Here is a 22,097-nt window from a genome sequence, read left to right on the forward strand (position 1 = left end):
AAACTTCGCAGTGCACCTTTTCAGGTTCACTCTGAAGTTTTCTTGATAACGTTCTACAGTATGGTGGAGCTATGCGGGATCGAACCGCAGACCTCCTGCGTGCAAAGCAGGCGCTCTCCCAGCTGAGCTATAGCCCCATACAGTGTAGTTAAACCTCATCCCCAATTCGTTGCCGGGCGCGGCGTGGTGAAGCGAAGCATACTGAAGTATGCGAGCTTTGCCACAACAAAGCACGGGAGCGAATTTGGTAGGCCTGAGTGGACTTGAACCACCGACCTCACCCTTATCAGGGGTGCGCTCTAACCACCTGAGCTACAAGCCTGTAGAGGTTTTACTGCTCGTTTTTCATCAGACAATCTGTGTGGGCACTACAAAGGCAGGTTCTTTAAGGTAAGGAGGTGATCCAACCGCAGGTTCCCCTACGGTTACCTTGTTACGACTTCACCCCAGTCATGAATCACAAAGTGGTAAGCGCCCTCCCGAAGGTTAAGCTACCTACTTCTTTTGCAACCCACTCCCATGGTGTGACGGGCGGTGTGTACAAGGCCCGGGAACGTATTCACCGTGGCATTCTGATCCACGATTACTAGCGATTCCGACTTCATGGAGTCGAGTTGCAGACTCCAATCCGGACTACGACATACTTTATGAGGTCCGCTTGCTCTCGCGAGGTCGCTTCTCTTTGTATATGCCATTGTAGCACGTGTGTAGCCCTGGTCGTAAGGGCCATGATGACTTGACGTCATCCCCACCTTCCTCCAGTTTATCACTGGCAGTCTCCTTTGAGTTCCCGGCCTAACCGCTGGCAACAAAGGATAAGGGTTGCGCTCGTTGCGGGACTTAACCCAACATTTCACAACACGAGCTGACGACAGCCATGCAGCACCTGTCTCACAGTTCCCGAAGGCACATTCTCATCTCTGAAAACTTCTGTGGATGTCAAGACCAGGTAAGGTTCTTCGCGTTGCATCGAATTAAACCACATGCTCCACCGCTTGTGCGGGCCCCCGTCAATTCATTTGAGTTTTAACCTTGCGGCCGTACTCCCCAGGCGGTCTATTTAACGCGTTAGCTCCGGAAGCCACGCCTCAAGGGCACAACCTCCAAATAGACATCGTTTACGGCGTGGACTACCAGGGTATCTAATCCTGTTTGCTCCCCACGCTTTCGCACCTGAGCGTCAGTCTTCGTCCAGGGGGCCGCCTTCGCCACCGGTATTCCTCCAGATCTCTACGCATTTCACCGCTACACCTGGAATTCTACCCCCCTCTACGAGACTCAAGCCTGCCAGTTTCGAATGCAGTTCCCAGGTTGAGCCCGGGGATTTCACATCCGACTTGACAGACCGCCTGCGTGCGCTTTACGCCCAGTAATTCCGATTAACGCTTGCACCCTCCGTATTACCGCGGCTGCTGGCACGGAGTTAGCCGGTGCTTCTTCTGCGGGTAACGTCAATCACTGTGGTTATTAACCACAATGCCTTCCTCCCCGCTGAAAGTACTTTACAACCCGAAGGCCTTCTTCATACACGCGGCATGGCTGCATCAGGCTTGCGCCCATTGTGCAATATTCCCCACTGCTGCCTCCCGTAGGAGTCTGGACCGTGTCTCAGTTCCAGTGTGGCTGGTCATCCTCTCAGACCAGCTAGGGATCGTCGCCTTGGTGAGCCGTTACCTCACCAACAAGCTAATCCCATCTGGGCACATCCGATGGCAAGAGGCCCGAAGGTCCCCCTCTTTGGTCTTGCGACATTATGCGGTATTAGCTACCGTTTCCAGTAGTTATCCCCCTCCATCGGGCAGTTTCCCAGACATTACTCACCCGTCCGCCACTCGTCAGCGAAGCAGCAAGCTGCTTCCTGTTACCGTTCGACTTGCATGTGTTAGGCCTGCCGCCAGCGTTCAATCTGAGCCATGATCAAACTCTTCAATTTAAGTTTGATGCTCTTAGAATTAAACGTCGTAATGAATTACGTGTTCACTCTTTGAGACTTGGTATTCATTTTTCGTCCGAGGACGTTAAGAATCCATGTCACTCTGAGTGCCCACACAGATTGTCTGATAAATTGTTAAAGAGCAGTGCCGCTTCGCTTTTTCTCAGCGGCGCGGGGTGTGCATAATACGCTTTCCCGCTTCAGAGTCAAGCATTTATTTCGCTTTTCTCTGTGGGCGTTCATCTCTGAACCCCGCTGACCCGGCGGCTTGTTTGCCGTTGTTCCGTGTCAGTGGAGGCGCATTATAGGGAGTTATTTCGGGCTGACAAGGGGAAATTTAAAATAATTTCTCAACCGCGCATTTTTTACTCTTTACGTTTATTTAACCACCGAATCGGGAGTTAACTGAGCGATTTCTCGGGCAAAACTCGCGACCTGCTCCCAGTCGGTATAGATAACTTCTTTACGCGTATCCGTTTCGCCGCCCGACATTTTCATAATGAGTTGAATCATTATGCGGTCATACCAGCGATAGCGTGGATACAGCAGCGCCCCGGCGATAACCACAGAACGGTCTGGCCGCCACTGCGAGTTCATTAAAAACTTGCGCGCGTAGCTGTTGGTTTGCGGCGTCCGCTTTTCCGGTTTACGCGCCACCAGGTTGACGGAGTAAAACGCGCTTGGCATGTGATTCAGTCGCGTCGCATGTTTCTTCACAAACTCGAGAAATGCGGAATGATAGTGTCCATAACGAATGGATGCGCCGATGACCACACGATCATAGCGTTCCCAGTCAGGCTCTTCGGTACGATGCAGATTGACGACATCCGTACAAACGCCAAGCTCTTTGAGTTCTGACGCCAGATAAGCGGCGATTTCCTGGGTCTGTCCATCACGAGATGAGAAAAGAATCAGTGTTTTCACGTGTTACTCCATTATTCACGCCAGAAGGTCGGGGTAAAAAGTACCAGCAAAGTGAAGACTTCCAGACGACCGAACAGCATATTGGCAATCAGGATCCATTTTGCCACTGGATTCATACTGGCAAAGTTATCCGCCACGACGCCCAGCCCGGGCCCAAGGTTGTTCAGCGTCGCCACCACGGAAGCAAAGGCAGAGAAATCGTCCACGCCAGTCGCGATAATCGCCAGCATACTGACAATAAAGACCAGCGCATACGCCGAGAAAAATCCCCAGACCGCTTCAAGAATACGCTCCGGCAGCGCGCGATTCCCCAGTTTGATGCTATAGACCGCATTGGGATGTACCAGGCGCTTCAGCTCGCGGTTCCCCTGTTTGAACAGCAAGAGGATACGGATAACCTTCAGTCCCCCGCCCGTTGATCCCGCACAACCGCCGATAAACGCGGAGCATAGCAGCAGTACCGGCAGGAAAAGCGGCCAGCGCGCAATACTGTCGGTTGTAAATCCGGCCGTGGTAGCCATCGACACCACCTGGAAAAAGGCCTGATTGAGCGTCGTCAGCGCGGAGCTATAGATGTTATGGAACCAGAGCACTAATGTGCAGATGACCACCAGCGTCAGTTGGACGCCAATGAACATGCGAAATTCGGGGTCACGCCAGTAAACCTTCAGGCTGCGGCCACTCAGTAACGAGAAGTGCAGGCCGTAGTTACAGCCGGAGATTAATAAGAAGATAGCGATGATGGTGTTAATCGTTGGGCTGTCAAAATAGCCCACGCTGGCATCATGGGTAGAAAACCCGCCGATCGCGATAGTGGCGAAACTGTGTCCGATGGCGTCAAACGCTGGCATGCCAGCAAACCACAGCGCCAGCGCGCAGGCGACCGTCAGCAGGACGTAGATCAACCACAGCGTTTTTGCCGTTTCGGCAATACGCGGGCGCATCTTGTTATCTTTCAGCGGTCCAGGCATTTCAGCGCGATAGAGCTGCATCCCACCGACGCCGAGTATCGGCAAGATCGCGACGGCCAGTACAATGATTCCCATCCCACCAAACCATTGCAGCATCTGGCGATAAAAGAGGATCGCATGCGGTAGCGAATCCAGCCCCACCAGCGTGGTGGCGCCGGTCGTGGTCAGTCCGGAGAATGATTCGAAAAACGCATCGGTAATTGTGAGGTTCGGGCTTTCAGAAAAAATGAAGGGCAACGCACCCACGCTACCCAGCACGGTCCAGAACAGTACCACGATCAGAAACCCTTCACGGGATTTCAGTTCGCCTTTCTCACGACGGTTCGGCCACCACAACATGGAACCAATCACCAGCGCGACAAAAAAGGTTTGCGTAAATGCGCGTCCCGCCCCATCACGATAGATAAGCGCTACCAGCCCCGGGAGGATCATCGTGCCCGAAAATAAGATGACCAGTAGTCCTACGATTCGGGTAATGGCGCGAAAATGCATCTCTGCCGCTTCCTTAGTTCTTCAAAATGAGGTGGGGATTATTCTTCAATCGCTAACAATTGCAATGAACCACGACTAAAATCTGCCAGCTTTGCTGAAAATTCATCCACTTTCGCATAAGGAAGCGCCACCCGTAACCGAACGAATGCCTGGTAATCACTGGTGACGATTTTGCCGTCATATTGACCCAGAAGTGCTTCAACGCCAGCCAACTGCGCGTACTCACACTGCAAAGTATATTCGGTTAATGGCGTCTTGCGCTGCGTCGTTAACTGACGCAATGCCTGGTTTACCCCACCGCCATAGGCTTTAACCAGTCCGCCGGTGCCGAGTAAGATCCCGCCGTAATAGCGCACGACGACGGCGGTAATTTCCCCAACTCCGCTGCCCATCAACTGCGCGAGCATCGGCTTGCCTGCCGTTCCCGCCGGTTCACCATCATCTGAAAAGCCCAGTTGCTGCGAATCATCGGGCGCTCCCGCCACCCACGCCACGCAATGGTGACGGGCGTCCGGGTGCTCCGCTCTGACTGATTCCACAAACGCCTTTGCCGCCTCAACGCCATCGGTATGCGCCAACAACGTAATGAAGCGGCTTTTTTTGATCTCTTCGACAACGGTGACCGGTGCCGCAGGGATTAACCAACTGTCCATTACGCCAGTTTCAGATCCCGCGTCATGTTTTCAACGTTGTTCTCGTGGATCACCACGTTGTCTTCAATACGAATACCACCAAACGGTTTCAGCGCTTCAATTTTCTGCCAGTTGAAGTGTTTGCTGAACTGCCCTTCACGCCACGGCGCGAGCAGAGATTCGATGAAATAAAAGCCCGGTTCAATGGTCAGCACCATGCCCGGCTGGAGCACACGGGTGCAGCGCAGATACGGATATTTGGACGGCGCGGCAAGATGCGTACCGCTGTCATCCTGCATAAAGCCAGCAACATCATGCACCTGCAGGCCCAGCGGATGGCCGATACCGTGCGGCATAAACGGTCCGGTGAGATCGTTTTCGACCATCGCCTCTTCGCTCATGTCGGTGACGAGCTGATGCTTACGCAGCAGTTTCGCAATACGCTGATGGAACTGAACGTGATAATCCACATAGCTGACACCCGCTTTCATGGTGGCAATCAGCGCCAGCTGTTCGTCATTCACATCTTTCACTAACTGCGCATACTCGTTGTCGCTTTTCGCCGACCAGGTACGGGTCAGGTCTGCGGCATAACCGTTGTACTCCGCACCAGCATCCAACAGGAAGCTGCGGATTTCAGACGGTGCCTGATGATCCAGCTTCGTATAATGCAGAACCGACGCATGCTCGTTCAGCGCCACGATATTGCTGTACGGCACATCGGTGTCGCGGTGACCGGTCGCAGTCAGATAGGCCAGGTTGATATCGAACTCGCTCATCCCCGAACGGAAAGCTTCTTCCGCCGCACGGTGCCCATTCACTGCCATTTTCTGCGCTTCACGCATGCAGGCCAGTTCGTAGTCCGTTTTGTAGGCGCGGTAATAGTGCAGATAGTCGATCACCCCTTTCGGGTTGATATTGCTGGCGGCGATCTCCAGTTGCAACGCACGCTCCGGAACCGGGCCGATATAACCAATATTGCCGCGCGCGGCAGGCAGTTGACTACCAATGCCATCCGCCTTCGGCAGGGCAATCACCTCAACGTCTTCAGTCCAGAAGGAGGTCGGCAGCGGTTCTACGTTGTGCCAGTAATCGACCGGCAAGTAAAACCACAGCTTGGGTTTGTTCACCCCATCAACCAGCAACCAGCAGTTGGGAACCTGAGTCACCGGTACCCAGGCTTTAAACTGCGGATTAACCTTAAACGGGTAAGGATGATCGTCGAGAAAAACGTTAACCAGCTCGCCGGAGTGAATAAGCAGCGCATCAAGCTTAAAGCGTTCCAGCGCATCACGCGTCCGTTCTTGTAAGGTAACGATATGATTTTTATAGAGTGCGGCCAGTGATTCCATTTTCTATCCTTCTGTTTTTTCGACCTCAAGTCTCCGCATCTTAGCACATCGATTCACGAGAGCGTGATTTCTACCAGGTGTGATCGGATCGGCATTTTTTTAATCAGTCATTTGCATTTTATTAACATAAAATACACACTTCGCTTCATCTGGTATGACCAGATCACCTTGCGGATTCAGGAGACTGACATGCTTTACAAAGGCGACAACCTGTACCTCGACTGGCTGGAAGATGGCATCGCCGAACTGGTGTTCGATGCCCCAGGCTCAGTGAACAAACTCGACACAGCAACCGTCGCCAGCCTCGGCCAGGCGCTGGACGTACTGGAAAAACAAACAGATTTAAAAGGGCTGCTGCTGCGTTCGAATAAAGCGGCCTTTATCGTCGGTGCGGATATCACCGAATTCTTGTCGCTGTTTCTCGTTCCCGAAGAACAGCTCAGCCAGTGGTTGCATTTCGCCAACAGCGTCTTTAACCGTCTGGAAGATCTGCCGGTTCCGACCCTCTCTGCGGTTAACGGTTATGCGCTGGGCGGCGGCTGCGAATGTGTACTGGCGACCGATTACCGCCTGGCGACGCCGGATCTGCGTATCGGTCTGCCAGAAACCAAACTGGGCATCATGCCTGGCTTTGGCGGTTCCGTACGTATGCCGCGCATGTTAGGTGCGGACAGCGCGCTGGAGATCATTGCAGCCGGTAAAGACGTTGGTGCGGAACAGGCGCTGAAAATCGGTCTGGTCGATGGCGTCGTAAAAGCAGAAAAACTGATTGAGGGCGCAAAAGCCGTTTTACGTCAGGCCATCAACGGCGATCTGGACTGGAAAGCGAAGCGTCAACCGAAGCTGGAACCGCTGAAGCTCAGCAAAATTGAAGCCGCCATGAGCTTTACCATTGCCAAAGGCATGGTCGCGCAAACGGCAGGCAAACATTATCCGGCCCCGATGACCGCGGTGAAAACCATTGAAGCCGCCGCGCGATTTGGCCGTGAAGAAGCGCTTAATCTGGAAAACAAAAGCTTTGTCCCGCTGGCGCACACCAATGAAGCCCGCGCGCTGGTCGGTATCTTCCTTAACGATCAATATGTGAAAGGCAAAGCGAAGAAGCTGACCAAAGACGTTGAGACGCCAAAGCAGGCTGCTGTGCTGGGCGCAGGTATTATGGGCGGCGGTATCGCGTATCAGTCGGCGTGGAAAGGCGTGCCGGTTGTCATGAAAGATATCAACGATAAATCCCTGACCCTCGGAATGACCGAAGCGGCAAAGTTGCTGAACAAACAGCTTGAGCGAGGCAAAATTGACGGTCTGAAGATGGCGGGCGTGATTTCGACCATTCACCCTACGCTGGACTATGCCGGTTTTGATCGCGTCGACGTCGTGGTCGAAGCGGTGGTTGAAAACCCGAAAGTGAAAAAGGCCGTGCTGGCGGAAACCGAAGATAAAGTTCGACCGGATACCGTGCTGGCATCGAACACCTCCACCATTCCCATTAGCGAACTGGCAAGCGTGCTGAAACGCCCGGAAAATTTCTGCGGTATGCACTTCTTTAACCCGGTTCACCGGATGCCGCTGGTTGAGATCATTCGTGGCGAGAAAAGCGCCGATGAAACCATCGCGAAAGTGGTCGCCTGGGCCAGCAAAATGGGCAAAACGCCGATTGTGGTGAACGACTGCCCTGGCTTCTTTGTTAACCGCGTGCTGTTCCCATACTTCGCTGGATTCAGCCAGTTACTGCGCGACGGTGCGGACTTCCGCAAAGTCGACAAGGTCATGGAAAAACAGTTCGGCTGGCCGATGGGCCCGGCGTACCTGCTTGACGTCGTGGGCATTGATACCGCACATCACGCGCAGGCTGTGATGTCCGCAGGCTTCCCGCAGCGGATGCAAAAAGATTATCGCGACGCGATTGATGCGCTGTTTGACGCCAGCCGTTTTGGTCAGAAGAACGGTCTGGGCTTCTGGCGCTATAAAGAAGACAACAAAGGTAAGCCGAAGAAAGAAGAGGATGCCACCGTTGACGACCTGCTGGCTGACGTCAGTAACGCGAAGCGTGATTTCAGCGAAGACGAGATTATCGCCCGTATGATGATCCCGATGGTCAACGAAGTGGTGCGTTGTCTCGAAGAAGGCATTATCGCCAGTCCGGCAGAGGCCGATATGGCGCTGGTTTACGGTCTGGGCTTCCCTCCGTTCCACGGCGGCGCGTTCCGTTGGCTGGATACGCTCGGCAGCGCGAAGTATCTCGATATGGCGCAACAGTATCAGCACCTCGGTCCGTTATATGACGTTCCGGAAGGTCTGCGTAATAAAGCGCGTCATAACGAACCGTATTATCCCCCGGTTGAGCCTGCCCGTCCGGTCGGCGACCTGAAAACGGCTTAAGGAGTCACAATGGAACAGGTTGTAATTGTTGATGCGATCCGTACCCCGATGGGCCGTTCGAAAGGGGGCGCGTTTCGCAACGTGCGTGCGGAAGATCTCTCCGCACATTTGATGCGCAGTCTGCTGGCGCGTAATCCGGCGCTTGAAGCGGCTGCGCTTGATGACATCTACTGGGGTTGCGTGCAGCAGACGCTGGAGCAGGGCTTTAACATCGCCCGTAACGCGGCGTTGTTAGCGGAAGTTCCCCACTCCGTTCCGGCGGTGACCGTCAACCGTCTGTGTGGCTCCTCCATGCAGGCATTGCATGACGCCGCGCGGATGATCATGACCGGTGATGCGCAGGCCTGTCTGGTGGGTGGCGTGGAACATATGGGCCATGTGCCGATGAGCCACGGCGTCGATTTCCACCCGGGTCTGAGCCGTAACGTCGCCAAAGCGGCGGGCATGATGGGACTGACGGCGGAGATGCTCTCCCGCATGCACGGCATCAGCCGTGAAATGCAGGATGCCTTTGCCGCGCGTTCACACGCCCGCGCCTGGGCCGCAACGCAGTCTGGCGCGTTTAAGAATGAAATTATCCCAACCGGCGGGCATGACGCCGATGGCGTGCTGAAGCAGTTTAACTACGACGAAGTGATCCGCCCGGAAACCACGGTTGAAGCGCTGTCTACCTTACGTCCGGCGTTTGACCCGGTCAGCGGCACGGTCACCGCAGGCACCTCTTCTGCACTCTCCGATGGCGCCGCCGCCATGCTGGTGATGAGCGCGAGTCGTGCCCGCGAGTTAGGCCTGAAACCACGCGCCCGGGTGCGTTCAATGGCGGTGGTGGGTTGTGACCCTTCCATCATGGGATACGGCCCGGTGCCTGCGTCAACGCTGGCGCTGAAAAAAGCGGGGCTTTCCACCAGCGATATCGGTTTGTTTGAGATGAACGAAGCGTTTGCTGCGCAGATCCTGCCATGCATTAAAGATCTGGGGTTGATGGAGCAGATCGACGAGAAGATCAACCTTAACGGTGGTGCGATCGCGCTCGGTCACCCGCTGGGTTGTTCTGGTGCGCGTATCAGCACCACGCTGCTGAACCTGATGGAACGCAAAGATGTCCAGTTCGGTCTGGCGACGATGTGTATTGGATTGGGTCAGGGTATCGCGACGGTATTTGAGCGGGTGTAAAGATATTCACTCATTGTAGGCCGGGTAAGCGAAGCGCCCCCGGCTCGATTGCCGGATGGCGACGCTAAAGCATCTTATCCGGCCTACAACGAAAACGTCACTGTATAACAATTTAGTTGCCGTTCTTCCCGCCTGTCAGGGGCGGGTTTTTTCTTCTTCGTAGCTCTTCTTAGATAAATGCGAACGCGTCGCCAAACAGGCGATCTTCACGTGCGCTGCGCTCATTACAGAACAGGTCACGCGCAATTTTCGCCATCTCAAAACGTCCGGCAATGTAGATGTCATGATCGGCCAGCGTTCCGTGATCCTGCAACACCGCCGTTAAGACCGTTCCTGTACGTCCACGCCAGCCAGCTTCCGGTTGTTCCACCACGGCTTCGACGCGCAGATTGGGATGGTTGACAGAGAGCGCTTCAAGTTCAGAGAGATCGTAGAGATGCTTCTCTTCGCGCCCCCCCCAGTAAATCGTGACCTCACGATTGGGATTATGCGCCAGCGCTGTCAGCAGAATGGAACGGGCGTAAGAAAAACCCGTACCGCCAGCAATCAGGATCAGCGGACGCTCTTCATCGTCACGCAGCCATGCGTCGCCGTGCGGAATATCTATCGTTATCTCATGGTCTTTCAGGATGCGATCCATCACCGCTTTGGCATAGAGATTAATTTCTGACGCGCCAATGTGGAGCTCAATAAAACCTTGCTCATCCGGCGTAGAGGCCATCGAGAACGGGCGTTTGTCCCGCTCATCCATCACGACCATCAAATATTGACCGGCACGAAAGGAAAATGCCGCGTCGGGTACTAAACGAACACGGTATACGGTATCAGTGATAGCTTCTACCGAGGTCACTTTACAGCTTAAGGTTGTCATGCGCTCCCTCTATGGGTCTGTAGGGCAAAACGAGCGCCTCAGGCGCCTTTACCGTCATTAATGATGGCCAGCTCATCCCAAATCGCATCGATGCGGGCGGTCACGTCGGGATCTTTTTTAATTGGACGTCCCCACTCGCGTTGGGTTTCACCTGGCCATTTGTTTGTGGCATCCAGCCCCATTTTTGAACCCAGACCGGAGACCGGCGAGGCAAAATCCAGATAATCAATTGGCGTATTCTCTACCAGCACCGTGTCCCTGGCCGGGTCCATACGGGTGGTAATCGCCCAAATCACATCGTTCCAGTCGCGTGCATTGACATCATCATCACAAACGATAACAAATTTGGTGTACATAAACTGGCGTAAAAATGACCAGACACCCATCATGACGCGTTTCGCATGCCCCGCGTACTGTTTTTTAATCGTGACGACGGCAAGGCGATAAGAGCACCCTTCCGGCGGCAGGTAAAAATCGACGATTTCGGGGAACTGTTTTTGCAGAATCGGCACAAACACTTCATTCAGCGCAACGCCAAGTACGGCAGGCTCATCCGGCGGACGACCGGTGTAGGTCGAATGATAAATCGCATCCTCACGCTGGGTAATATGCGTGACGGTAAAGACCGGAAAGCTATCCACTTCATTGTAATACCCCGTATGGTCGCCATACGGGCCTTCCGGCGCCATTTCACCCGGATCGATATACCCTTCCAACACAATTTCCGCACTGGCAGGCACTTCAAGATCGTTAGACAGGCATTTAACCACTTCGGTTTTCGTGCCGCGCAGCAGACCGGCAAAGGCGTACTCTGAGAGTGTGTCCGGTACCGGCGTCACTGCGCCAAGAATGGTGGCAGGATCAGCCCCCAGCGCAACGGAAACCGGGAAAGGTTCACCCGGATGCGCCGCACACCACTCCTGATAATCAAGCGCGCCGCCGCGATGGGACAGCCAGCGCATGATCAGTTTATTTTTGCCAATCAACTGCTGGCGATAAATGCCCAGATTCTGCCGCTCTTTATGCGGGCCACGCGTTACGGTCAGCCCCCAGGTAATGAGCGGCGCAGCGTCTTCTGGCCAGCAGGTCATAATGGGAATTCGGTGTAAATCGACGTCATCGCCAGAGATGATTTTTTGCTGACAAGGCGCACCGCGCAGTCGCTTCGTCGGCATATTCAGCACCTGTTTGAACTGCGGCAGTTTATCAAACAGATCGCGAAAGCCCTTCGGCGGCTCCGGCTCTTTCAAAAAGGCCAGTAATTTACCCACTTCCCGCAGCGCAGAGACATCATCCTGCCCCATCCCCATCGCGACACGTTTTGGCGTACCGAACAGGTTACACAACACCGGCATTGAATAGCCTTTGGGGTTTTCAAACAGCAGCGCAGGGCCACCGGCACGCAGCGTGCGGTCGGCAATTTCTGTGATTTCCAGGTATGGATCCACTTCAAGCGTAATGCGTTTGAGTTCGCCCTGTTGTTCAAGCAGCGTCAGGAAGTCGCGTAAATCGTGATATTTCATGGCGTCCATTGTGGCCTCTTCGTAAGCGCCTCATTATACGGCGTTCATCATCGTGATGCTGTATTTTTGTTAAATTAGCGTGAACTCTGGCAGCCCACCGCCGCCGCCGGGATTATAATTAACTTCACGCCTTGCATTTGCTATGCTTGCGCCCCGAATAAGCGGATAAGAGTCATTATGCAATCCTGGTATTTACTGTACTGCAAACGCGGGCAACTTCAGCGTGCTCAGGAACACCTCGAAAGACAGGCAGTGAGCTGCCTGACACCGATGATCACCCTGGAAAAAATGGTGCGTGGAAAACGTACTGCAGTCAGCGAACCCCTGTTCCCTAACTATTTGTTCGTGGAATTTGACCCGGAAGTGATTCATACCACGACGATCAATGCCACGCGCGGCGTCAGCCATTTTGTCCGCTTTGGCGCATCACCGGCAATTGTCCCTTCCACGGTAATTCACCAGCTCTCCGTCTATAAACCAGAAGGCATTGTCGACCCTGAAACGCCTTACCCTGGCGACCGTGTGGTCATCACGGAAGGCGCTTTTGAAGGCCTGCAAGCGATCTTCACTGAACCGGACGGTGAAGCGCGTTCCATGCTGCTGCTCAACCTGTTGAATAAAGAGGTGAAGCAGAGCGTGAAAAATACCGGTTTCCGTAAGCTTTAACGGCGACTCAGAACGTAATTCCAAACAGCTTCCTGACGTTCGCATCCGTTGTAGCGGAAAGCCATTGCAGATCGTCTCCTCGCCAGTGAGCGATACGCTCAAGAATATGTGGCAGATGCGCCGGTTCGTTACGTCGCGATGCGGGTTTCGGCGAGAGATCGCGCGGCAACAGATACGGCGCATCGGTTTCAATCAGCAACTGTTCGGCCGGAATAAACGGTAGCAATTCGCGCAGCTCAAGCCCACGACGTTCATCACATACCCAGCCCGTAATACCGATGTACATGCCCCTGTCGACACACGCCAGCATCTCTTCGCGCGTGCCGGTAAAGCAGTGCAGCACCGCACCCGGGAGTTTGTCCAGCCACGGATCCAACAGCGTCAGAAATCGTGCATGCGCATCACGACAATGCATAAAGACCGGCATCTGTAACTCAGCAGCGATACGCAACTGTGCGTCAAACGCCCGCTCTTGTTCCTGCGGGGTGGAAAAATTGCGATTGAAATCAAGGCCACATTCGCCAATCGCCACGACCTCAGGCCTGGACGCCAGCGCCACAATCGCCTCCTCAGTTGCAGGCTGCCACTGGCTGCTGTCGTGTGGATGAACACCGGCCGTCGACCAGCAGTGAGGATAGATCTGCGCCAATCGCTGCGCCTGCTGGCTTTCATGCAGATTGGTTCCGGTCAGAAGCAGGCCATTCACACCAGCGGCGGTCGCGCGCGCCACAACCTCATCACGGTCTTTTAAAAACTGCGAGCTGGTTAAATTAACGCCGATATCAAACATGCTTCGCTCCATATGACAACCGCCCTAGCGGGCGGTTGAATTTACTCTTCTGTCTTCTCGGCTTTCTCAGCGTCGGCTTCTGATTCCGCCTCGTTATCTTCATCCCGCGTCTGTCGTTTACCGACATAGAAACGTGAGAAGAAAACGCCGACTTCAAACAGGCAGTACATCGGAATCGCCAGTAACGTCTGCGAAAAAACATCCGGCGGCGTTAGCAACATCCCCACCACAAACGCGCCGACCAGCACGTAAGGCCGTTTTTTACGCAAATCATCCGGTGTAGTCACCCCCATCCAGCAGAGCAACACAATGGCTACGGGAACCTCAAACGAGACCCCGAACGCCATAAACAGCGCCATGACAAAGCTCAGATAGCTGGCAATATCCGTCGAGACCTGTACGCCTTCCGGCGCGGTATTGGCAAGGAAGCCAAACGCCAGCGGGAACACGACAAAGTAGGCAAACGCCATGCCGATATAGAACAGTAACGAGCTGGAGATCAGTAACGGCACCACCATGCGGCGTTCATGCTTATACAGCGCTGGCGCGATAAACGCCCAGACCTGATAAAGGATCACCGGCGCTGACAGGATCAGCGACACCATGAAGGTTAATTTGATCGGGGTGAAGAACGGTGATGCGACATCCGTCGCGATCATGGTCGCACCCTGCGGCAACTGTTTGATAAGCGGCGAGGAAACCAGGTGATAGATGTCATTGGCAAAATAGACCAATGCCAGAAAAATCACGATAACCGCAATAATGCAGTTAAGCAGACGTTTACGCAGCTCAATCAGGTGCGTGATAAGCGGTTGAGTATCTTCTACAGCCATGTTTACGGTTTATCACTCGACGTAGGGGAAGAGCCAGCAACAGGGGCAGCGGTTTTCGGTTCAGCGTCCTTCACGTTGACGGCAGGAGGCGTCTCCCCGACAATCTCAGGAGCCTGTTCCGGTGCGCTGGCCTGGACTTCAGCAGTGGCGGGCGTGACCCCTTCATGCTGTTCTTCGTTCCCTTTCACCACCGGGTTATGGATGGTGTGCGCTTCGTCGCTCGCTTTTTCGGGCTCGTTCGCGCTATAGGAACGCTTCATTGACTCCGCCGCCTGGCGCAGTTCATCCATCGAGGCTTTCAGCTCGGGAGTCAGGTTTTCCAGGCTCGCTTTCTCAACCTTTTTCAGGCTGTCCTGAAACTCCTGGAGCTTAAGCTCCTGGGTCAGTTCATTCTGAACGGTGGTCGCAAGGGATCGCAATGCGCGTACCCAGCCAGCTATCGTTTTGACGGCTACCGGCAATCGCTGCGGCCCCAGTACGACGAGGCCGATAATAAACACCAGTAACAGTTCGCTAAAACCGATATCAAACACGAATTACACCTGCTCTTTATCGTGGCTTTTCGCGTCTTCTTTTTTCGCAGTTTCTTTATCAGCGTCTGCCGGTTTGTCAGTAATAGACTTCGCGGTAAAGTCAGCGTCCTGACTGGCTTTATCCTGTTTAGCATCATCATCACTCATGGCTTTTTTGAAGCCTTTGATGGATGCGCCAAGATCGGAACCGATGGAGCCGAGCTTCTTGGTGCCAAACAACAGTACAACGATGACGGCAATGATCACCAACTGCCAAATACTGATACCACCCATACATGTTCCTCTGTGATAGATGATGAATTATTAAGGCCGTAGTATACGTTACCCGGCCTGCCTTGAGCGATGAAAAAATCAGCGAGTTTTGCGCCAGCCGACAATCCAGGCGACCAGGCCGCCCGCCATTAACCAGCCGGGCATATAGCCCCATTCAGGACGATTAATCAGCAGGAATGTCCCACTTAATAGTAACGTGGCGCCAATTCCCAATAAGTAACGGGATTGGCCCTGACGCACATGATTCTCCTGAAGCTCGCGCGCAATCTTATCAACACTGTGCTGTAAATATTTGCCCTGGCGCAAACTGTCGTACACCAGTTCAGGGAGTTCTGGCATTTTTTCGACCCAGAACGGCGCTTTTTCCTTAAATGCCCTGACCAGCGCCGGAATGCCGACCTGATCTTTAATCCATGATTCCAGAAAAGGCTTCGCCGTTTTCCAGAGATCCAACTGCGGATAGAGCTGACGACCTACGCCCTCAACATACAGTAATGTCTTCTGCAACAATACCAGTTGGGGCTGCACTTCCATGTTAAATCGACGCGCCGTATTGAAAAGGTTTAACAAAACGTGACCAAACGAGATTTCTGCCAGCGGTTTCTCGAAGATAGGCTCGCACACGGTACGAATCGCAAACTCAAACTCTTCAACGTTGGTATCCGGCGGAACCCAGCCAGAATCGACATGCAGTTCCGCAACCTTGCGGTAATCACGATTAAAGAACGCGATGAAGTTCTCCGCCAGGTAACGCTTATCTTCCTTGTTTAAGGAGCCGACAATGCCGCAATCAATGCCAATATATTTCGGGTTTTCGGGGTGTTCATAACTGACAAAGATGTTCCCGGGGTGCATATCCGCGTGGAAAAAGCTGTCGCGAAAGACCTGAGTGAAGAAAACCTGCACGCCGCGCTCCGCCAGCAACTTCATGTTGGTGCCGTTTTTCTCCAGCGTCACCACATCGGAAACCGGGATGCCGTAAATGCGTTCCATCACCATCATATTCTCACTGCAGTAGTCAGAATAGACTTCCGGGATATAGAGCATTGGGCTGTCTTCAAAGTTTCGCCGCAGTTGAATCGCGTTGGCCGATTCGCGCAACAGATTCAGTTCATCAATCAGCGTCTTTTCATATTCCCGCACCACTTCCGTCGGGCGCAGACGGCGACCGTCCGGCAGTAAGCGCGGCACCCAACGGGCAAGCCGATAGATCAGTCTCAGATCTGCTTTGATGACCGGCAGAATGTCCGGACGGATGACTTTGATAACGACCTCTTTGCCGTTCGATTTCAGTCTTGCGGTGTGCACCTGGGCAACCGACGCCGATGCCAGCGGCTGAATCTCAAACTCATCAAACCAGGCTTCAACAGGCAGTCCCCCCATCGCTTCTTCAATTTGCGCTTTCGCCAGCTTGCCATCGAAGGGGGCGACTTTGTCCTGTAACAACGCCAGCTGATCGGCAATATGCGGGGGGAAGAGATCGCGGCGGGTCGAGAGCATTTGGCCAAACTTGATCCACACCGGCCCTAACTCCTGCAGAGCCAGTCTCAGTCGCTCTCCCAGTAATTTGTCTTTATGCCGGTTTGGCATCCAGAACAGGCAGTAACGCCATAACCGTAGCGGCAGCGTGATCCGCATTTTAGGGATGAGCTCATCAAGTCCGTAACTTAAGAAAGTGCGAATGATGAAATATAGGCGCCGTACTTCACCTGGCGTCATTTAGCCTCCAGTTTTTCCAGCCGCCGGGTCAGCGCATCGACAGCGCGTTCCACAGCTGCCGTTTCTTCCGCGAACCAGGCAACCTCAAGCGGTCCGGGCGCCATTCGCCACTCTTCCGTAATGGCTTCGGCAACATAACGTTGCTGACGTTGGATCCCGTGACGGAGAAATTTTGCCCCGCCGCGCAGAGCTTTGCTGATCCCTTCCGCTGCGATGTCGCCAGTATAGGGCGCCAGCAGTTCAGCAGGATCGAATTCCGCCAGATCGGCAAGGGCAACGAAATTCTGCACAACCTGAATATCACCCTGCACTTCCAGTTCGCCACTGCGAATCAGCGCTGTCAGTTGCTGGCGATCGCGTAATTTTGGCAACACGCTGGCATGGGTGATCACCGTACAATCGGCCTCGCCAGCCCACTCGCCCAGCACGTCAACCTGGCGTTCGCTGAACAGCAGAATTAATGATGTCGAAAAGCCTTTTAGCTCTACACGCAGCACTTTTCCCAGCAGACGCGCTCGCGCCGTTTTCAACGCCGGCGAACGATACAGGAATGAATTAAGCAAACTTTCCATTCCTGCAGTCACTAAGGGTTTAAAAGGCATTCCCGTTCTCCTGTCAGAACTTATAGCCGCGATGTAGCGCAACCACACCCGCTGTCAGGTTGTAATAGTCGACGCTTTCGAACCCGGCGTCCTGCATCATCGCTTTCAATGTGTCCTGATCGGGATGCATACGAATGGATTCCGCCAGATAGCGATAGCTGTCGGCATCATTGGCGACCATTGAACCGATACGCGGCAGGATATGGAAAGAGTAGGCGTCATACGCTTTGCTCAGCGGCTCGATAATCGGTTTAGAGAATTCCAGCACCAGCAGACGACCACCCGGTTTCAGGACACGGAACATGGAACGCAGAGCTTTGTCTTTGTCCGTGACGTTACGCAAACCGAAGGAAATCGTAATGCAGTCAAAGGTATTGTCCGGGAACGGCAGCGCTTCCGCATTGGCCTGAACGTATTCTACGTTGCCAATCACGCCGATATTGCGCAGCTTCTCACGGCCCATTTTGAGCATAGAGTCATTGATGTCCGCCAGAATTACCTTGCCGGTCTCCCCGACCAGACGGGAGAATTTGGCCGTCAGATCGCCGGTTCCGCCGGCTAAATCCAGCACTGTCTGACCACGGCGGACGCCGCTACAGTCGATGGTGAAGCGCTTCCACAAACGATGAATGCCAAAAGACATCAAATCATTCATAACATCATATTTTGATGCCACAGAATGAAAAACGTGGGCCACCATGTCCGCTTTATGCTCTTTAGCGACAGTCTGAAAACCAAAGTGCGTCGTTTCTTGTGAATTATCCACCATCTCAGTGCCTGCTCATCAAAAAATTGTTCGAGAAGTGTAACAGATTGGGGCTCATTGCCCTACCCTTCTGCCCGTCCTGGCTACCCCGAACGGACTAATTCGATTGCTGCTTTATCCCGTCATCGTCGGAATAAGATGCATCTTCCTGCTCTTCAGGTACCGATCGCAACCGATACTCTTCATCCTGCGTCGTGGCCTGTTCCGCCAGTTCAGGATTAATCTCGCGCTTAATTTCTACCCCTAAGCCGCGAAACGCTTCGGCCTGCGCCAGCACGTTGCCGCGCCCCGACGACAGCTTTTTCATCGCCTGACGATAGTTATCCTGCGCTTTGTCCAGACTCTGCCCGATGGAGGACATATCATCGACAAAGAGGCGCATCTTGTCGTAGAGCTTACTCGCACGGTCCGCAATCTGTTGCGCATTACGACTTTGATGCTCGTAACGCCACAGATTCGCAATGGTTCGCAACGCCACCAGTAACGTCGTGGGGCTGACCAGCATAATATTATTTTTAAGCGCCTCGGTAATCAGTTCGGGCTGTCGGTCGAGCGCTAACAGAAACGCGGGCTCCACCGGGATAAACATCAGCACGTAATCCAGCGTGCGTAGTCCCGGAAGCTGCTGGTAGTCCTTACGTCCCAACAGGCGAATATGGTTACGCACCGAAGCGATGTGCTCCTGAAGCGCGCTTTCGCGGGTGTAATCGTCTTCCGCATTAAAATAGCGTTCATAGGCCACCAGCGTCATTTTGGCGTCGATCACCACATCTTTTCCCTGCGGCAAACGCACAATTACGTCGGGCTGCATGCGGGAACGGACGTCATTCTCGAGGCTGACCTGCGTTTCGTACTCGTATCCTTCCCGTAACCCCGAGGCCTCCAGCACGCGGGTGAGCACCACTTCACCCCAGTTCCCCTGCGTTTTGTTATCGCCTTTTAGCGCACGCGTCAGGTTGACCGCTTCCTGGGCCATTTGTGCATTAAGCTGTTGGAGATTGCGAATTTCATGCGCCAGGGTGTGACGTTCGCGCGCTTCCTGACCAAAGCTGTCCTGAACCTGGCGACGGAAACCGTCCAGTTGTTCACGCAGCGGCGTCAGCAGACCATTCAGGCTCTGTCGGTTTTGCTCATCAACCCGGCGATTGCTTTGCTCAAAGATTCGGTTTGCCAGATTTTCAAACTGTTCGCTCAGACGCTGCTCGCTGTTGATCATCTGGCGGATTTTATCTTCCGCATGCTGCTGTGTGGCTTCCATTCGCGTGGTCACTTCACGCAAATCCGCTTCCAGCGAGGTGTTAATACTGCGCAGACTACGCAATTCGTTATTGAGCAATTCACACTCATCGCGCCAGTGTTCACTTTGGGCAAGCTGTTGTTTGGCTGCGCTTAATGCCGCCACCATCTCTTCACGTTCAGCGAATTGTTCGGCTTTCTGTTGCGCATGCTGATAGCTGGCCATCAGCCAGCCAAGCGCAATGCCCACCAGCGCAATAACCGCATAAATGATGATTGAGATATCCAAAATGCCTCCCGACGCCATACATCACCCGCACAAAATAGAATTGTGCTGTATAAACGTCCAGTTTTAAAGAACTTTCCTGCGAGGCACTACGCAAATAATCGCGTAAAAGCAAAAGGCCGAACGCATCGGCCTTTTTACGGAAGAGAAGAGAATTAGATGAGACGACGTGCCGCTTCCACCACGATTTTCACCGCATGGCTTTCGGTTTGTTTCATCGTCTCAGCATTCGGGATCTCTTGCTGGGTACGGTTGACGATCACGCCCGCAACCATCCCGGCGCGCAGGCCCTGGCTTGCGCACATGGTCAGCAGCGTGGCGGACTCCATTTCGTAGTTCATCACGCCCATTGACTGCCACTCTTCCATAGAACCTTTGAAACGACGTACTACACGACCAGAGAAGGTGTCGTAACGTTCCTGGCCTGGGTAGAAGGTGTCAGAAGAGGCGGTTACGCCCACATGAGTGGTGGCGCCGATGGATTTTGCCGCTTCAACCAGCGCGGTGGTGCATTCAAAATCAGCGACTGCCGGGTACTCCATCGGAGCAAAGTGCAGGCTCGCGCCATCCAGACGAACGGACGCCGTGGTGACCAGAACATCGCCGACATTGATGTGTGGCTGAATGGCGCCAGTGGTGCCAATACGCAGGAAGGTACGAATGCCCAACTGAGCTAACTCTTCCACCGCAATAGAGGTAGACGGGCCGCCGATACCGGTCGAGCAGACGATGACGGCTTTACCGTCCAGCTCTGCACGCCAGGTGGTGAATTCACGGTGAGATGCCAGCTTAACCGGCTTCTCCATCAGCGCGGCGATCTTTTCCACACGTTCCGGATCGCCAGGGACGATAGCCAGCGTAGCCCCTTGTAAATCGTTCTTGGTGAGGCCGAGATGAAAAACGTCAGACCTGGACATATAAAACTCCTCTGTGATTCGGTTTATGTCAGAAGAAGCAAAAAGACACTTTACCGAAGGACTTAAGATATTTTCGTGACAATCATCACCATGGAGAAATTCAGTTGCATAAATTTACTGATAAAAAGTGATTAATGTCACATTAATAGCCCGATTCTCTCTTTCTTTGCGCAAAAAGCGAGCCGTTTGAGGCAGTGTGAATGGTTAAAGGCTGTCTATAGTTAATAGTGCGCTATTTTTCTAAGGGTACGGAGAATACCATGACATCAACACCACAAACCGGTTTTGCACCTGCAGCATCCCCTATTGCCTCTACCTCAGTTCATACGCCGGACGACGCCATCGTCGCGGGTATTACGTCAATCCCTTCCCAGGGGGACGATATGCCGGCGTTTCACGCACGCCCGAAAAAGAGCGATGGCCCACTGCCTGTGGTCATTGTAGTGCAGGAAATCTTTGGCGTGCATGAACATATCCGCGACATCTGCCGTCGTCTGGCGCTGGACGGATATCTGGCTATCGCGCCAGAACTCTACTTCCGCGAGGGCGATCCCAATGATTTCGCCGATATTCCCACGCTACTGAGCGGTCTGGTGGCGAAAGTGCCGGATTCTCAGGTTCTGGCCGATCTGGATCACGTCGCCAGTTGGGCGTCCCGCAACGGTGGTGATGTTCATCGTCTGATGATCACTGGCTTTTGTTGGGGCGGACGTATTGCGTGGCTGTACGCGGCGCATAACCCGCAACTGAAAGCCGCCGTGGCCTGGTACGGGAAGCTGGTTGGCGATAAGTCGTTGAATTCGCCGAAGCACCCTGTCGATGTGGCGACCGATCTGAACGCCCCGGTATTAGGTCTGTACGGCGGGCAGGATAACAGTATTTCGCAGGAGAGCGTGGAGACCATGCGCCAGGCCTTACGCGCCGCTAACGCCAATACGGAGATTGTCGTCTATCCCGATGCCGGTCATGCCTTCAATGCCGACTACCGCTCGAGCTATCACGAAGAATCCGCCAAAGACGGCTGGCAAAGAATGCTGGCGTGGTTTGCGCAGTACGGAAGTAAGAAATAACGTGATACCCCTGGCGCAGGCCAGGGGTATCCTTGCCAACATTAAGTGTATTGCATCACATTCTTGCGACAATTTTTTTATTCACACTCGCATCCAGCATCAATATTTTTGTCGCTGACAGCCGCACTATGACCCCCTTCACATCCGCCGCTGACC

General features: G+C 53.7%; 19 protein-coding genes, 2 tRNA genes and 1 rRNA gene. 4 read left to right on the forward strand and 18 right to left on the reverse strand.

The genetic code is table 11. The features are described from left to right. Positions 1–61 precede the first annotated feature (61 nt). The 7 genes from AL479_RS08245 to pepQ form a co-directional block, all read right to left on the reverse strand. Positions 62–137, reverse strand: a tRNA-Ala gene (locus AL479_RS08245). Positions 138–245: 108 nt separating this feature from the next. After that, positions 246–322 (reverse strand) — tRNA-Ile (locus tag AL479_RS08250). Between the two features lie 69 nt (positions 323–391). Next, a 16S ribosomal RNA gene (locus AL479_RS08255) occupies positions 392–1,933 on the reverse strand. A gap of 378 nt (positions 1,934–2,311) precedes the next feature. Then, entirely contained in the window at positions 2,312–2,857 is a 546-nt protein-coding gene (gene hemG / locus AL479_RS08260) for a menaquinone-dependent protoporphyrinogen IX dehydrogenase (protein WP_061075735.1), read from the reverse strand. 11 nt (positions 2,858–2,868) lie between these two features. Beyond that, positions 2,869–4,320: a Trk system potassium transporter TrkH gene (gene trkH, locus AL479_RS08265; RefSeq protein ID WP_042326189.1), complete on the reverse strand. Its 1,452-nt coding sequence runs from the start codon at positions 4,318–4,320 to the stop codon at positions 2,869–2,871. A gap of 38 nt (positions 4,321–4,358) precedes the next feature. After that, positions 4,359–4,973 (reverse strand): IMPACT family protein, encoded by a 615-nt coding sequence (locus AL479_RS08270; RefSeq protein ID WP_061075736.1) that lies wholly within the window; start codon positions 4,971–4,973, stop codon positions 4,359–4,361. Further along, positions 4,973–6,304, reverse strand: coding sequence for a Xaa-Pro dipeptidase (pepQ, locus tag AL479_RS08275; RefSeq protein WP_061075737.1), 1,332 nt, complete (start codon positions 6,302–6,304; stop codon positions 4,973–4,975). The genes AL479_RS08270 and pepQ overlap by 1 nt, the downstream gene beginning before the upstream one ends. Positions 6,305–6,493: 189 nt before the next feature. Between pepQ and fadB the strand changes: the two genes are divergently transcribed. Together fadB and fadA are read left to right on the forward strand one after the other, a co-directional pair. Next, positions 6,494–8,683 carry a fatty acid oxidation complex subunit alpha FadB gene (gene fadB, locus AL479_RS08280; RefSeq protein WP_061075738.1) on the forward strand — a complete coding sequence of 730 codons (2,190 nt, stop codon included), beginning with the start codon at positions 6,494–6,496 and terminating at the stop codon, positions 8,681–8,683. A 9-nt stretch (positions 8,684–8,692) separates the two neighbouring features. Then, on the forward strand, positions 8,693–9,856 hold the full coding sequence (fadA, locus tag AL479_RS08285; protein ID WP_061075739.1) for an acetyl-CoA C-acyltransferase FadA: 1,164 nt from the start codon (positions 8,693–8,695) through the stop codon (positions 9,854–9,856). 169 nt (positions 9,857–10,025) lie between these two features. Here fadA and fre read toward each other — a convergent pair whose 3' ends face one another. Together fre and ubiD are read right to left on the reverse strand one after the other, a co-directional pair. Then, positions 10,026–10,727: an NAD(P)H-flavin reductase gene (gene fre / locus AL479_RS08290; protein ID WP_061075740.1), complete on the reverse strand. Its 702-nt coding sequence runs from the start codon at positions 10,725–10,727 to the stop codon at positions 10,026–10,028. Positions 10,728–10,765: 38 nt separating this feature from the next. After that, positions 10,766–12,259, reverse strand: coding sequence for a 4-hydroxy-3-polyprenylbenzoate decarboxylase (ubiD, locus tag AL479_RS08295; RefSeq protein WP_071887603.1), 1,494 nt, complete (start codon positions 12,257–12,259; stop codon positions 10,766–10,768). Between the two features lie 168 nt (positions 12,260–12,427). Here ubiD and rfaH point away from each other — a divergent pair, with 168 nt between their 5' ends. After that, a complete protein-coding gene (gene rfaH / locus AL479_RS08300; RefSeq protein WP_042326178.1) occupies positions 12,428–12,916 on the forward strand; it encodes a transcription/translation regulatory transformer protein RfaH in 489 nt (162 codons plus the stop codon). Positions 12,917–12,923: 7 nt separating this feature from the next. Here the strand turns inward: rfaH and tatD are convergent, their stop codons facing one another. The 9 genes from tatD to udp all read right to left on the reverse strand — a co-directional run bounded on the left by tatD (position 12,924) and on the right by udp (position 20,871). After that, on the reverse strand, positions 12,924–13,706 hold the full coding sequence (gene tatD / locus AL479_RS08305) for a 3'-5' ssDNA/RNA exonuclease TatD (protein WP_061075741.1): 783 nt from the start codon (positions 13,704–13,706) through the stop codon (positions 12,924–12,926). Positions 13,707–13,747: 41 nt separating this feature from the next. After that, the gene (gene tatC, locus AL479_RS08310; RefSeq protein WP_061075742.1) at positions 13,748–14,539 is read right to left on the reverse strand and encodes a Sec-independent protein translocase subunit TatC; all 792 of its coding nucleotides are present in this window, start codon (positions 14,537–14,539) and stop codon (positions 13,748–13,750) included. A 2-nt stretch (positions 14,540–14,541) separates the two neighbouring features. Further along, positions 14,542–15,072, reverse strand: a complete 531-nt coding sequence (gene tatB / locus AL479_RS08315; protein ID WP_061075743.1) for a Sec-independent protein translocase protein TatB — start codon at positions 15,070–15,072, stop codon at positions 14,542–14,544. 3 nt (positions 15,073–15,075) lie between these two features. Then, positions 15,076–15,345, reverse strand: a complete 270-nt coding sequence (gene tatA, locus AL479_RS08320) for a Sec-independent protein translocase subunit TatA (RefSeq protein WP_061075744.1) — start codon at positions 15,343–15,345, stop codon at positions 15,076–15,078. A 78-nt stretch (positions 15,346–15,423) separates the two neighbouring features. Further along, the gene (gene ubiB / locus AL479_RS08325) at positions 15,424–17,064 is read right to left on the reverse strand and encodes a ubiquinone biosynthesis regulatory protein kinase UbiB (protein WP_061075745.1); all 1,641 of its coding nucleotides are present in this window, start codon (positions 17,062–17,064) and stop codon (positions 15,424–15,426) included. Continuing rightward, positions 17,061–17,666, reverse strand: coding sequence for a ubiquinone biosynthesis protein UbiJ (gene ubiJ, locus AL479_RS08330; RefSeq protein WP_061075746.1), 606 nt, complete (start codon positions 17,664–17,666; stop codon positions 17,061–17,063). Before ubiJ ends, ubiB begins: the two co-directional genes overlap by 4 nt. Positions 17,667–17,679: 13 nt before the next feature. Further along, entirely contained in the window at positions 17,680–18,435 is a 756-nt protein-coding gene (gene ubiE / locus AL479_RS08335; RefSeq protein ID WP_042326162.1) for a bifunctional demethylmenaquinone methyltransferase/2-methoxy-6-polyprenyl-1,4-benzoquinol methylase UbiE, read from the reverse strand. 94 nt (positions 18,436–18,529) lie between these two features. Continuing rightward, complete coding sequence (rmuC, locus tag AL479_RS08340) at positions 18,530–19,957, reverse strand: DNA recombination protein RmuC (protein WP_061077949.1); 1,428 nt, start codon at positions 19,955–19,957, stop codon at positions 18,530–18,532. 152 nt (positions 19,958–20,109) lie between these two features. Further along, a complete protein-coding gene (gene udp / locus AL479_RS08345; protein WP_042998824.1) occupies positions 20,110–20,871 on the reverse strand; it encodes a uridine phosphorylase in 762 nt (253 codons plus the stop codon). Positions 20,872–21,131: 260 nt separating this feature from the next. Between udp and AL479_RS08350 the strand changes: the two genes are divergently transcribed. Then, positions 21,132–21,941 carry a dienelactone hydrolase family protein gene (locus AL479_RS08350; RefSeq protein ID WP_061075747.1) on the forward strand — a complete coding sequence of 270 codons (810 nt, stop codon included), beginning with the start codon at positions 21,132–21,134 and terminating at the stop codon, positions 21,939–21,941. Positions 21,942–22,097 lie beyond the last annotated feature (156 nt).

The organism is Citrobacter amalonaticus, from assembly GCF_001559075.2.
In the GTDB taxonomy this organism is placed as follows: Bacteria; Pseudomonadota; Gammaproteobacteria; order Enterobacterales; family Enterobacteriaceae; genus Citrobacter_A; species Citrobacter_A amalonaticus_F.

Excerpts from the sequence above, each read along its gene's own strand:
- trkH (WP_042326189.1), bottom strand. The coding sequence starts at position 4,320 with ATGCATTTTCGCGCCATTACCCGAATCGTAGGACTACTGGTCATCTTA.
- AL479_RS08270 (WP_061075736.1), bottom strand. The coding sequence starts at position 4,973 with ATGGACAGTTGGTTAATCCCTGCGGCACCGGTCACCGTTGTCGAAGAG.
- pepQ (WP_061075737.1), bottom strand. The coding sequence starts at position 6,304 with ATGGAATCACTGGCCGCACTCTATAAAAATCATATCGTTACCTTACAA.
- fadB (WP_061075738.1), top strand. The coding sequence starts at position 6,494 with ATGCTTTACAAAGGCGACAACCTGTACCTCGACTGGCTGGAAGATGGC.
- fadA (WP_061075739.1), top strand. The coding sequence starts at position 8,693 with ATGGAACAGGTTGTAATTGTTGATGCGATCCGTACCCCGATGGGCCGT.
- fre (WP_061075740.1), bottom strand. The coding sequence starts at position 10,727 with ATGACAACCTTAAGCTGTAAAGTGACCTCGGTAGAAGCTATCACTGAT.
- ubiD (WP_071887603.1), bottom strand. The coding sequence starts at position 12,259 with ATGGACGCCATGAAATATCACGATTTACGCGACTTCCTGACGCTGCTT.
- rfaH (WP_042326178.1), top strand. The coding sequence starts at position 12,428 with ATGCAATCCTGGTATTTACTGTACTGCAAACGCGGGCAACTTCAGCGT.
- tatD (WP_061075741.1), bottom strand. The coding sequence starts at position 13,706 with ATGTTTGATATCGGCGTTAATTTAACCAGCTCGCAGTTTTTAAAAGAC.
- tatC (WP_061075742.1), bottom strand. The coding sequence starts at position 14,539 with ATGGCTGTAGAAGATACTCAACCGCTTATCACGCACCTGATTGAGCTG.
- tatA (WP_061075744.1), bottom strand. The coding sequence starts at position 15,345 with ATGGGTGGTATCAGTATTTGGCAGTTGGTGATCATTGCCGTCATCGTT.
- ubiB (WP_061075745.1), bottom strand. The coding sequence starts at position 17,064 with ATGACGCCAGGTGAAGTACGGCGCCTATATTTCATCATTCGCACTTTC.
- ubiJ (WP_061075746.1), bottom strand. The coding sequence starts at position 17,666 with ATGCCTTTTAAACCCTTAGTGACTGCAGGAATGGAAAGTTTGCTTAAT.
- ubiE (WP_042326162.1), bottom strand. The coding sequence starts at position 18,435 with ATGGTGGATAATTCACAAGAAACGACGCACTTTGGTTTTCAGACTGTC.
- udp (WP_042998824.1), bottom strand. The coding sequence starts at position 20,871 with ATGTCCAGGTCTGACGTTTTTCATCTCGGCCTCACCAAGAACGATTTA.
- AL479_RS08350 (WP_061075747.1), top strand. The coding sequence starts at position 21,132 with ATGACATCAACACCACAAACCGGTTTTGCACCTGCAGCATCCCCTATT.